The following is a 12,291-nucleotide window of genomic DNA, read 5'->3' on the forward strand; positions in this document are numbered from 1 at the left end:
GAACGAAGAAAAGAGCCCGCTTTTTACAGCGGGGCTCTTTTTATTTTTTAACAAATCCAATCAAAATGGAGATCATCGGCGATATATAGAGGAAGAACGTAAACGGGATGTAGTCTATGACTGGAACACCAAGTGCGCTCGCCATAAATGCGCCGCTGACGCCCCAAGGAATCAATGGGTTAATTAATGTTCCGCCGTCCTCTAATGATCTTGTCAGAAATTTTCGCTGGATGTTTTGTTTGTCATATAAGGATTTAAATGATTGTCCCGGTATTAATATCGATAAATACTGTTCGCCGGTTGCCAAGTTGACGCCGATGCTTGAGCAGACAGTTGCTGCAACAAGACGGCCTTTTGAGCGGATGCCTTTCATGACGCCTTCCAATAGTGCAGAAATCAATCCGATTTTCTCCATCAATCCGCCGAGTGCAAAAGCAATCATAATGAGAGAGACAGAGCCCATCATGGATTGCAGTCCGCCTCTGTTGATAATTTTAGCGGCTGCCTCATTGTCAGTTTCGAAAGTTGTGCCATTTTGCAAAGCTGTCATAAACGCCTGCAGGCTGCTGTCGGGTACAAAAATAGCAGTCAAAATTCCCGAGGAAATAATTCCGGCAGTCAGAACGGGGATTACTGATACCCGTTTAATTGCCAGCAAAACGACTAAGAGCGGAGAAAGAAGGGCCCACGGTGTCACGTTTGCGGCATCTTTTATTCCGGTTATGACCTGCTGAATATTATCGGTTGAAGCAGCGTCCGCTGACACTGATGAACCGAGAAAGTAAAACAGAACGACAGTGATGAGCAAAGCTGGAATGGTTGTACCCATCATATGGCGAATGTGTTCAAAGATCGGTATTTCGCCTATTCCGGCTGCAAAGTTGGTTGTGTCCGACATCGGCGACATTTTATCCCCAAAACAAGCGCCGCATATGACTGCGCCTGCTGTCCATTCAAGCGGAACGCCGGCCGCGCTCGCCACGCCGATCAGCGCTACCCCGATTGTGCTAACAGTTGTCAGGCTTGAGCCAACAAGTGTGCTGATAATCATACATGAAAACAAAGCAGTCAACAGAAGATGGCTTGGTTCAATAAAGGATAGGGCATAAACTGTCACAGTCGGTATGGCGCCACTGTACATCCAGGCGCCGATTAAGATGCCGATTAGCGCTAGAACGATAATCGGCTGTACGCCGTTTTTGATCCCGTCTACAATCCCTTTTTCAATGCTCTTCCAGGGAAATCCAAACCATAAAGCTGCTGCTGAAAGCATGACAACACTTAAAAACAGCGGGATATGAGGTTCTACATGAAGCAAGAATAAGCAAGAAATAATAATGCATAACATGAATATAAATAAACCGACGGCTAACGGAAACGTCAGCTTTTTTTGAGAATCCAAAATAACACCCCATATTTATCTTTAATGCTTTTGTGCTTTTGGGCACGAAAGCATTATAACAGAAAAAAACGAAAATCTATGTTTTTTCACAATTATGAATATAAAAGAAGTGAGCACAGGGCGTGCTCACTTTACAATCAGGACGGGTATATCCGATTTCGCTGAAAGCTTTTCACTTACACTTCCGAATATTAGCTTTTTCAGCCTGTTTTGGTCTCTGCTTCCGGTTACGATCATATCGGCAGAAATGCGGTTTGCATGCTCGATAATTGATTCAGCCGGATCGCCTTCTAATATATCGATATCTCCATCTGCCTGCTGTTCATTCAGCATCATTCTGGCTTCGGCGATGACTTCTTCCGTACGGTCTTCATAGATCATTGGCTCAGGTGATGTTACATCCGATATCAGCGGATCAGGAACACTTGTCATGCCTCCGCTGATATAGCTTGCCTCAGCTGCGGGTCTGGGCGGGTCGATGACGGTCTGATTGTCTTTCATATCATGTGAATGGGCGACGGTAATAGCGGCATTTACGGTTTTAGCAAGATCAATGGCTGTCTGAAGCGCTTTCTTACTATTTTCACTTCCGTCAAACGCAACGATGATACGGTCAGCATGGAACATCCTTCTCACCCTTTCAAAGCGTCTTACAACACTACTACCCGAATTTGAGCACAATTAACCTTTTCCTATTCAAGTAATGATTGACAATAAAAGGTTTTGTTTATATGATGATAAAAAGATGAAATCAGAATGGAAGGAGGGTTTGCTATGCCAAGGAATTTGCATGTTTATCAAACAGTTTCATATTGGCGCGGCAAACCTTTTGTTCTGTTTTCGTGAACGGTTTTTTAGGTCGGACCGCGCGCTGAAAAGCGCTGTGCGTAACATATCGGTTAAAAAAGGCATGGAGCTGACGCTTCATGCCTTTTTTATATACAAAATCTAAGGAAAGACAGGTGTATGGGATGTGAAGACAAATACAGAGGCGAGGGCTGTTCGTGCCAAACTGGATGAAAAAAGCTGCAAGGAAAAAATTGAAGGCGGCTGATGAGGAGATGGGGATAGATGTTTTCAGTTTTGAAAAAGCTTGGCTGGTTTTTTAAGGCGTACTGGCTGCGCTATACGATTGCGATTGTCCTTTTATTAGCAGTCAATGTCATTGAAATGTTTCCGCCTAAGCTCTTGGGGAACGCCATAGATGATATGAAAGCAGGGGCGTTTACTGCGGAAGGACTGCTGTTTTATATCGGTATCTTTTTTGTGCTGACGGCGGCCGTGTATATCATGTCTTATTTTTGGATGCATCAGCTGTTTGGCGGAGCGAATCTGATGGAGAAAATTCTTCGTACGAAGCTGATGGGGCATTTGCTGACTATGTCGCCGCCGTTTTATGAAAAAAACCGGACAGGCGATTTAATGGCACGAGGGACAAATGATCTTCAGGCCGTCAGTTTAACGACAGGGTTTGGCATCTTGACGTTAGTCGATTCTACGATGTTTATGATGACGATCTTTTTGACGATGGGGTTTTTGATCAGCTGGAAGCTGACCTTCGCCGCCATTATCCCGCTTCCAGTCATGGCGATTGCAATCAGTCTATATGGAAGTAAAATTCATGAGCGGTTTACTGAGGCCCAAAACGCGTTCGGGGCGCTGAATGACAGAGTGCTGGAATCTGTTTCAGGCGTGCGGGTGATTCGCGCGTATGTTCAGGAAACAAACGATGTTCGCCGGTTTAATGAAATGACCGCTGATGTTTATCAGAAAAATATGAAAGTGGCTTTTATTGATTCACTGTTTGAGCCGACGGTGAAACTGCTTGTCGGCGCAAGCTATCTGATTGGGCTCGGCTACGGAGCGTTTCTTGTATTCCGGAACGAGCTGACGCTTGGAGAGTTAGTGTCCTTTAACGTTTATCTCGGCATGATGATTTGGCCGATGTTTGCAATCGGTGAACTCATTAACGTGATGCAGCGCGGCAATGCGTCATTAGACCGGGTAAATGAAACTCTTTCTTATGAAACGGATGTGACAGATCCAAAACAGCCCGCTGATCTTAAAGAGCCTGGAGATATCGTTTTCAGTCATGTCAGCTTTACATATCCAAGCTCAACAAGTGACAATCTTCAGGATATTTCATTTACGGTGCGAAAAGGGCAGACTGTCGGGATTGCAGGTAAAACCGGGAGCGGAAAAACGACAATTATTAAGCAGCTTTTGCGCCAGTACCCTCCAGGTGAAGGGAGCATTACATTTTCAGGCGTACCGATTCAGCAAATCCCTCTTGATCGGCTCCGCGGATGGATCGGATATGTGCCTCAGGATCATTTACTGTTTTCACGGACTGTAAAAGAAAATATTTTATACGGAAAACAGGATGCAACTGATAAAGAGGTTCAGCAAGCCATTGCCGAAGCACATTTTGAAAAAGATTTGCACATGCTTCCGTCCGGTCTGGAGACAATGGTCGGTGAAAAAGGCGTGGCACTGTCAGGCGGGCAGAAACAAAGAATTTCGATTGCGAGAGCACTCATGGCGAATCCGGAAATCTTGATTCTGGATGATTCACTTTCCGCTGTAGATGCCAAAACAGAGGCTGCAATTATCAAGAACATCAGAGAAAACCGCAAAGGAAAAACGACATTTATTTTGACACACCGATTATCCGCGGTAGAGCACGCTGACCTGATCCTTGTGATGGACGGCGGCGTCATTGCTGAGAGAGGCACGCATCAAGAACTGCTGGCCAATAATGGGTGGTACCGGGAACAATATGAAAGACAGCAGCTGTTCACTGCGGAAGAAGGGGGAGCAGGGGCATGAAAATAGGAAAAACGTTATGGAGATACGCACTTCTTTATCGAAAATTGCTGATCACGGCCGTCCTATTGCTAGCTGTCGCCGTCGGTGCAGAACTGACCGGGCCGTTTATTGGCAAGAAAATGATAGATGACCATATCCTCGGTATTGAGAAAACATGGTATGAAGCTGCGGAAAAAGATAAAAATGCCGTTCAGTTTCACGGCGTCTCATATGTCAGAGAGGACCGATTGCAGGAGCCTGTTTCAAAAGCAAAAGAAGCGCATATTTATCAAGTGGGAATGGCGTTCTATTTTGTTGATCAGGCTGTCAGCTTCGACGGGAATAGAACGGTTTCTGACGGGAAGCTGACGATCACAAACGGAGACAAGAGCCGGGCATATGCTGCCGAAAAGCTGACTAAGCAGGAACTTTTCCAGTTCTATCAGCCGGAAATAAAGGGAATGGTGTTTCTGATCTGCCTGTATGGGGGCTTGCTTGTGTTTTCGGTATTCTTTCAATACGGACAGCATTATCTGCTGCAGATGAGCGCCAATCGGATTATTCAAAAGATGAGGCAGGACGTGTTTTCGCACATACAGAAAATGCCGATTCGCTATTTTGACAACCTTCCGGCCGGAAAAGTCGTTGCGCGGATTACCAATGATACGGAGGCTATCAGGGATTTATATGTCACAGTGCTTTCAACATTTGTGACAAGCGGAATCTATATGTTCGGGATATTCACGGCTTTGTTTCTGCTTGATGTGAAGCTTGCGTTTGTATGTCTGGCAATTGTGCCGATTATCTGGCTGTGGTCGGTCATATACCGGAGATATGCGTCATATTACAACCAAAAAATCCGCTCGATAAACAGTGACATTAACGCAAAAATGAATGAGTCAATTCAAGGCATGACCATTATTCAGGCTTTCCGCCATCAAAAGGAAACAATGAGAGAATTTGAGGAATTAAATGAATCACATTTTTATTTCCAAAACAGGATGCTGAATTTAAACTCCTTAATGTCCCATAATCTGGTCAATGTCATCCGCAATCTTGCGTTCGTCTGTCTGATCTGGCATTTTGGCGGTGCGAGCCTGAATGCGGCCGGGATTGTTTCTATCGGTGTGCTGTACGCGTTTGTCGATTATTTGAACCGGTTATTTCAGCCGATCACAGGCATCGTCAATCAGTTTTCAAAGCTGGAGCTTGCAAGGGTCTCCGCCGGGCGTGTTTTTGAACTGCTTGAAGAAAAGAATACGGAAGAAGCGGGTGAACCGGCGAAGGAGCGCGCGCTGGGGCGGGTTGAATTTCGTGATGTGTCATTTGCGTATCAAGAAGGTGAAGAGGTATTAAAGCATATTTCCTTTACTGCGCAAAAAGGCGAAACCGTAGCGCTCGTCGGCCATACCGGATCAGGAAAAAGCTCGATTTTGAATCTTCTGTTTCGTTTTTATGATGCGCAAAAAGGTGATGTCTTAATTGATGGAAAAAGCATTTACAACATGTCAAGACAGGAACTCAGATCCCATATGGGCATTGTGCTTCAGGACCCGTACTTATTCTCGGGTACAATCGGATCTAATGTAAGTCTGGATGACGAAAGAATGACTGAAGAAGAAATAAAAAATGCACTGCGGCAAGTCGGTGCTGAGCCGCTTCTTAAGAAGCTTCCGAAGGGCATTAATGAGCCCGTGATTGAAAAAGGCAGCACGCTATCCTCTGGAGAGCGACAGTTAATTTCTTTCGCTAGAGCTTTGGCGTTTGATCCCGCGATCTTGATTTTAGATGAGGCAACGGCGCATATTGATACAGAGACAGAGGCCGTAATCCAGAAAGCGCTTGATGTCGTCAAACAAGGACGCACCACCTTCGTCATCGCTCACCGGCTTTCAACAATCAGAAATGCTGATCAGATTTTGGTTCTTGATAAAGGAGAAATTGTTGAGAAAGGGAACCACGAGGAATTGATGGCATTAGAAGGCCAATATTATCAAATGTATGAACTGCAAAAGGGACAGAAACATTCCATTGCATAATGCTCAAAAAACCCAAAACAATTGTGTTTTGGGTTTTTGGTTTATGTAGTCAATAAGCCAGTCCGACACGGTATCCGACATACTCACCTGTAACGAGCTCACGATATAAAAAGTCCGCAGTATCGCCGACCGAAATGCTTGTGCCGCCCTCAGGCAAAACGTTACGCTCCGTACGATAAACGCCGGTTGCTGTTCCGTCCGGGAGGTAAGTGGGGCAGATGATTGTCCAGTCTAATGATGATTCTTTAAGCATTTCGTATACTTTTGCATGCTCCTTGGCTGCGCGGGTCTGCTTTCGTTTCGATTCATTTGTTTCAAACCGGTATTTTCCCGGTTCATATCGGGAATCTAGGATCCCTGCGGTGCCGATCGTAATAAGCCGTTTGATATGCTGTTCCTCCATAGTGGAGAGAATGTGTGCCATAGCAGTTGACAAGGTATCATCACCATCTGTGCCTAGACAGCTGATCACGATTTCAGCATTTTCCATTATTTTTTTCACATCTTCTAAGCGGCGGGCGTTCCCCATGACGGTTCTGTCTTTTGAAAGGGGAAGATCAGCATGTTGAGATCTGATCAGAGCGAAAATATCAAATCTTTCATCTGCTGCAGCTTGTGTTAAAAAGGCTTGTCCGACGCGGCCGCTGGCTCCTAATAAAGCGATTTTCATCAAAAAACCTCCTCGCCTTTCATTATAAAAGGATGTTCTCAGTTTGAACAGCGCGGGAAAGAATACCTGTACAAATAAACAGAACGATGGGAAACATATTCATGAATCATGGATACACTTACGAACTGAACCAGCTCCCAATTCACAATGGTGATGAATGACACCCCGATTCCCTCCCTTTTTTTCTAGGATATGTGGAGCAGGAAAAAAGGGTGACAAAATAAAGAGAGCGCGGAAACCGCGCCCTCTATAGCCATATATTGAATTGTTATTGAACTCTGCCGCCCATTTGCTGCTGAGCGAAAGATACTAAACGTTTTGTGATTTCTCCTCCGACAGAACCGTTAGCGCGAGAAGTTGTGTCCGCTCCAAGGTTAACGCCGAATTCAGAAGCGATTTCAAGTTTCATTTGATCGATAGCCTGAGCTGCGCCAGGAACTAGTAAGTCATTTGAAGAGTTTTGGTTAGCCATGTGTAAAATCTCCTTTTTATTTAGTATGGTTGGGTTAACTGGAGTTGCACCAATCTGTGAACCCTTCTCGGGTGTCACTGCCGCCTCGGCGTAACCCAATGCTTTGCCGGCTTGTTACTACGTATTATGTTAAAATTGCCGGAAACTCATGCGGAGAATTGTGTGGTAAATCTTGAGAAAGAAAAAAAGCTTAGCCGTTTAGGCTAAGCTAGTCATAAATATGAAAAAGCATCAGTTCATGTATCTCGTTTGTAAGAGCAGGCTCGTCAGCGCGGGCGGGAAACAAGTCTCCCCATTCAATCTCACCGCTCTTATGATAGATGCCTTCATAATGGGTCCCTTTATAATAAAATGAAATTTTCCATCCGGGCAGCTTTTCTTTTGGGAACAAAGGTTTCCAGCTGAAATGAGAAATCATTACGGCCACGCTCCTTACATTTGGTATCAATTGACCTGAATATAAACGGCTTATGTTCATTGTATCATTGTTCCAGAACATCATTGAAGAGGCCTTAATATGCAGTTTGTCCCAGCCTTGGATAAAGATAAGCCCGCTTTATTAAAAAAGCGGACAGGTTACGAAGGCCACAATGCTTCAGGAGATATGATTGCCTTCTCAGATAAATATGACGCGTATTCAAAGCTTCTTCGTTTTGTAAGAGAATCAACATGATGCAAATTTGGATGAGAAAAAATGCTTCGGCCCGGGCGCGAATTCGCTTCAAACATCCATACTTTACCGTTCTGATCAATGCCAAAATCGAAACCGATCTCCCCGATAAACCCCTCGATATGATCATGAAGGACATGGCTTGCCGTCAGTGCCGCTGCAGAAAGCTTTTTAATGACCTCAACTCTTTCAGCGGGATCATCGTATACTTCCGCAAGTGTCTTTACAGTGCCGCCGTTAGAAAGATGTGTTGTAATGCTGTTCTTTCCGGAAATTTTTACGGCGATTGCTGTCACTGTCCATTTTCCTTTTCTGTTTTTATTGGTATGGACACGGAAATCCGCTGGTTTGCCTTGAAATTCGATGAGATCAACACCTTGCTGAATGAGAAAGTCGGACGGGTTGTGCTGTTTTTGAAATTCTGCAAGGAATGAGGCGGCATCGGAATAATCAATCGAAGTAAATGTTTTGGCGTCATTCGTATGCTTTACCGTCAAGCCGTCATCTGTTCTTGTCAGCTGATAAATGCCGGTGCCGAGTGCTCCATTTGCCGGTTTGATATAGACTTTTTTGTATGCGCCACAGAGCTCATCAATCAGCTCCACAGACGGTGTCAGCTCGGATCTAGGCAAAAAGGGTGCCGTTCTCGGATCTTTTTCGAGCAATTGATGAACGTTCCATTTATTGAAAAACGTTTTATTAAACCATGGGATCTGATATTCATCGATCAGCCTCTTTTTTGTATGTTGCAAGAGAAGTGAATCTTCAATTTTTCGGTTCGGCAAACGGTCATAAACGACGTTCGGCAATGGAACGATTTTTTTCTCCCAGCCGTTTTCCCTGTAAAGGAGGCCTTCAATCGTGCCTTCCTCCCAATTGATTTGGTGCGCGCCAAAAACGAAGCAGTAGCCCCCGGCTTGCTCGTGTAACGTGACAAGTTTAGAAAAAAAGAGGGAACGATCCTTAAATGGACGTTCAAGAGATACAGTAAACCCTGCCGTAAAGATGCCGACTAACGGCCCGATATGCACTGTATGATCATGAATCAGTATATCAGCCCTGCTTCGGTGGGGAAGCAAAAGCTCATGAAACAGATTTTCAGAGAGAAGCACGGTTTGTTCCAGATGCCGTCTGTAAGCAACGTGGCATCTGACAACCTTCGTTCCGAATGCGGCATGCAAAAGTCCGTCTTGCTTCAGCGAAGAGGGCAGAAACAGGGTGTTTTCACTGGTTTTGTCTATGCCGATCAAAAACCGTTTAGGATTCACGCGGAAGAACTCCTTTCTGGCTTTGCTCAGAAAACAGATATTGGCAGCGCTTTAGGGGACAAGTGTACAGCTGTTCTTTTTGCTCGGGAGAGACACGCAGGATTGACTTCCTGCCTGGTTTGGAATTGATATCTAAAATCCAAATTCTCCCGTCCTTTGCAAGACATATATCAAGACCGAGTTCAAACAACGGCCCATAGCGCTCGTCAAGATAATACGGAACCGATTGGGTAATTGAAAACACATCATCTAGTAAAACCACTTGCTGTTTTTTCGGTATATCTTCAAACCAGGAGTCAAATGTCAGCGCATCAGATCCGCCTGACAAATTGGCCAGCAACCCGTGTTTGTATCCGCGTCTTACTGCCTTTCCGACTGTATTCCATTCACCTGCTTCGTTTTTTTCCATAAACAGACGAATATCACAAGGGTATTGTTCCTTATCTTGAATGTTTAAGTAAGGCTGAAGCAAATATTGATGCTGAAGCACTTTTTTGCACCATGTCTTAAAAGAAGTCTGGTTGGAAAACGTTTTTGTCTGCTTATCCTTTCCGATGTGATAAGTAGCTGTGATGTTTTTTTTGCCCAGCTTCAAAAGAATCACGCCTCTGCCTCCCGCGCCGAATGCCGGTTTAAGGATGCAGGCTTTTTCTTTGGATAAAAAGGAGTGAATTTGTTCGTAGCGGCTCACCTTTATCGTTTCGGGAATATAGGGATTGATTACAGAGTGCTGCTGCAAATCGTGAAGGACGGTCCACTTATCGGGAAGACCCCGCCCGATAAATTCCGTTTTCGGATATTTTTTGAGCCACTCAACGATTGGTTTTGCTTTTTGGGAATGTGAATCCTTGCCGTAAAAACAGCGATCATAAATATAATCTGGAATCGCCATTTCAGTTTCGTTCCATGTGCTGCTGGCCGAATGATAGACCGATGCTTTGACACGCAAAGTGTCAGGTGAAATATCAAATGGTGTAAACCGGATGAAACGTATGCCGAATTCGGGTGCTCTTTTGGCCAGTTCTGCGGAATAATCCGCTTCATGCTGGCGGGATAAGGACATAAAACCGAGTGTTATCATGGTGAGACTCCCCCTTTTATTCAAAAGCTGCCGGCGGGTGTCCGCAGCTTTACACTAAATACATGTAAGACGAACGCAGCTGACGGTATTCTACTTTACAGAATACGATTCTCCACCTTGCCCTATTCCAAAAGAACAAGCTGATTTTCTAAGAACAGGAATTTGTCTCCTCGTTTGCTAAGTGATTGCATGAGCCTCTATAATACGTATAGGTACATAATCTATATGAAAAAAGCTGAAGCACAGATGGAGGAAGATGAATAGGAATGGGTATTGCAGGAACCTTTATTTTTATGATCGTGATCGGCGCTGCTATTGGAGCGGTGACCAATCATTTAGCAATTCAAATGCTGTTTAGGCCGTATAAAGCGTACTATTTGTTTGGGAAGCGAGTTCCTTTTACGCCCGGGCTGATTCCGAGACGGCGAGATGAACTTGCAAAACAAATGGGACTGATGGTAGTCAATCATCTCTTAACCCCTGAAGGCATTAAAAAGCGGCTCGTCTCCGATGCAGCCAAAACGCAGGCTCTTCGAGTGGGGGAACAGCTGATTCAAAAGCTGTCACTTTCTGAAGTGACAGTAAAAGAAGCGCTTGAAAAAGCCGGGATGAAGCGCCCCGAAAAAGCTGCTGATGCATGGATCAGCAGCTGGACGGATGATAAGCTGAATGAGCTTTTCCGCCAATACGGGGACCAATCGTTAAAAGAGCTGGTGCCTATAGAGGTGCAGGAAAAGCTTGAGGAAAAAATTCCGATGATTTCAGGATATATATTGTCACGGAGTGTCCGTTATTTTGAAAGTGATGAAGGAAAAATCCGTCTTGGCAATATGATTGATGACTTTTTAAAAGAGCGCGGCATGCTTGGAAGCATGGTGCAAATGTTTCTTGGCAATTCAAGCCTTGCGGATCGCGTGCTGCCGGAGCTGCTGAAATTCTTGCGGAATGAGGAAACAAATAAATTGCTTTCTGATCTCTTAAAAAACGAATGGGGCAAGCTGAGGGAGTATACGTTTAATGAAGCAGACGAAAAATGGAATGCAAAGGCGCTCATTTTCAGTTTGAAACGAAGAATGCTGCAAGCATTTTCGACTGCCCCTTTCTTCAACAATACGATTGGCACGCTTACCGTCCGCTATGAATCTGAGCTGACCCAGCAAATGCTGCCGGCACTGTTAGACAAATTGCTTGAAGGGATTTCGTCCAACCTTGAAAGTGTCTTAAAACGGTTGCGTCTTGAGGAAATCGTCAAGGAGCAGGTGGATCAGTTCCCGGTGGAGCGTCTTGAAGAAATGGTGCTGTCCATTTCAAAAAAAGAATTTAAAATGATTACCTATTTGGGGGGCCTTCTCGGCGGAATTATAGGCGCGATTCAAGCACTGTTTGTCATCCTTTTTTAAGAAGAAATGGTTTTTGATTAATGAAAGGAGCTCCATAGTCTGTTATAGTGGAGTGGTATGTCAAACGGCAATGATGAAAGGAGCTATTTACAATGGCTGTTAATTTTTATGATGTAGCGTATGATCTGGAAAATGCATTACGCGGGAGCGAAGAGTTTACCCGTTTAAAAAACCTTTACGACGAAGTTAACGCAGATGAATCAGCGAAGCGCATGTTCGAAAACTTCCGTGATGTACAGCTTAGACTCCAGCAAAAACAAATGGCAGGAGAAGAGATTACACAAGAAGAAGTGACGCAGGCTCAAAAAACAGTAGCGCTTGTACAGCAGCACGAAAAAATTTCTCAGCTGATGGAAGCGGAGCAGCGCATGAGCATGCTGATTGGTGAATTGAACAAAATCATTATGAAGCCTTTGGAAGAGCTTTACGGCAGTGTTGAAGGCTAATCAGCAAAATCCCTTCTTGGATAAGAAGGGATTTT

Annotated in this window: 13 protein-coding genes; 5 read left to right on the top strand and 8 right to left on the bottom strand. The window is 44.6% G+C overall.

Features of this window, described 5'->3' with window-relative positions; all coding sequences use genetic code 11:
* Positions 1-40 precede the first annotated feature (40 nt).
* Both nhaC and AC07VD_RS05855 read right to left on the bottom strand, forming a co-directional pair.
* A complete protein-coding gene (nhaC, locus tag AC07VD_RS05850; protein ID WP_024571681.1) occupies positions 41-1,402 on the bottom strand; it encodes a Na+/H+ antiporter NhaC in 1,362 nt (453 codons plus the stop codon).
* A gap of 126 nt (positions 1,403-1,528) precedes the next feature.
* Positions 1,529-2,029, bottom strand: a complete 501-nt coding sequence (locus AC07VD_RS05855) for a universal stress protein (RefSeq protein WP_015252456.1) — start codon at positions 2,027-2,029, stop codon at positions 1,529-1,531.
* A 163-nt stretch (positions 2,030-2,192) separates the two neighbouring features.
* Between AC07VD_RS05855 and AC07VD_RS05860 the strand changes: the two genes are divergently transcribed.
* The 3 genes from AC07VD_RS05860 (at position 2,193) to bmrD (ending at position 6,249) form a co-directional block, all read left to right on the top strand.
* Complete coding sequence (locus AC07VD_RS05860) at positions 2,193-2,354, top strand: hypothetical protein (RefSeq protein ID WP_010886461.1); 162 nt, start codon at positions 2,193-2,195, stop codon at positions 2,352-2,354.
* Between the two features lie 119 nt (positions 2,355-2,473).
* Positions 2,474-4,231: a multidrug ABC transporter ATP-binding protein BmrC gene (gene bmrC / locus AC07VD_RS05865; RefSeq protein ID WP_003245157.1), complete on the top strand. Its 1,758-nt coding sequence runs from the start codon at positions 2,474-2,476 to the stop codon at positions 4,229-4,231.
* Positions 4,228-6,249 carry a multidrug resistance ABC transporter ATP-binding protein/permease BmrD gene (bmrD, locus tag AC07VD_RS05870; RefSeq protein ID WP_129092364.1) on the top strand — a complete coding sequence of 674 codons (2,022 nt, stop codon included), beginning with the start codon at positions 4,228-4,230 and terminating at the stop codon, positions 6,247-6,249. The genes bmrC and bmrD overlap by 4 nt, the downstream gene beginning before the upstream one ends.
* Before the next feature lie 49 nt (positions 6,250-6,298).
* Here the strand turns inward: bmrD and AC07VD_RS05875 are convergent, their stop codons facing one another.
* From AC07VD_RS05875 to spaC, 6 genes are all read right to left on the bottom strand, one after another.
* A complete protein-coding gene (locus AC07VD_RS05875) occupies positions 6,299-6,919 on the bottom strand; it encodes an SDR family oxidoreductase (RefSeq protein ID WP_129092365.1) in 621 nt (206 codons plus the stop codon).
* Between the two features lie 38 nt (positions 6,920-6,957).
* On the bottom strand, positions 6,958-7,083 hold the full coding sequence (locus AC07VD_RS05880; protein WP_003245136.1) for a hypothetical protein: 126 nt from the start codon (positions 7,081-7,083) through the stop codon (positions 6,958-6,960).
* Positions 7,084-7,187: 104 nt separating this feature from the next.
* Positions 7,188-7,391: a beta type acid-soluble spore protein SspB gene (gene sspB, locus AC07VD_RS05885; protein WP_003233287.1), complete on the bottom strand. Its 204-nt coding sequence runs from the start codon at positions 7,389-7,391 to the stop codon at positions 7,188-7,190.
* Between the two features lie 208 nt (positions 7,392-7,599).
* Positions 7,600-7,818: a YheE family protein gene (locus tag AC07VD_RS05890; protein ID WP_010886462.1), complete on the bottom strand. Its 219-nt coding sequence runs from the start codon at positions 7,816-7,818 to the stop codon at positions 7,600-7,602.
* A 149-nt stretch (positions 7,819-7,967) separates the two neighbouring features.
* Complete coding sequence (gene yheD, locus AC07VD_RS05895; protein WP_129092366.1) at positions 7,968-9,329, bottom strand: spore coat associated protein YheD; 1,362 nt, start codon at positions 9,327-9,329, stop codon at positions 7,968-7,970.
* Positions 9,319-10,410: a spore coat associated protein SpaC gene (gene spaC / locus AC07VD_RS05900; protein WP_003245845.1), complete on the bottom strand. Its 1,092-nt coding sequence runs from the start codon at positions 10,408-10,410 to the stop codon at positions 9,319-9,321. The genes yheD and spaC overlap by 11 nt, the downstream gene beginning before the upstream one ends.
* Positions 10,411-10,676: 266 nt before the next feature.
* Here spaC and AC07VD_RS05905 point away from each other — a divergent pair, with 266 nt between their 5' ends.
* Positions 10,677-11,810, top strand: coding sequence for a DUF445 domain-containing protein (locus tag AC07VD_RS05905; protein WP_021479649.1), 1,134 nt, complete (start codon positions 10,677-10,679; stop codon positions 11,808-11,810).
* A 92-nt stretch (positions 11,811-11,902) separates the two neighbouring features.
* Positions 11,903-12,256 carry a YlbF/YmcA family competence regulator gene (locus tag AC07VD_RS05910; protein WP_003224239.1) on the top strand — a complete coding sequence of 118 codons (354 nt, stop codon included), beginning with the start codon at positions 11,903-11,905 and terminating at the stop codon, positions 12,254-12,256.
* Positions 12,257-12,291: the final 35 nt, after the last annotated feature.

The sequence above is a fragment of the Bacillus sp. GW821-FHT01G09 genome, from assembly GCF_059422205.1.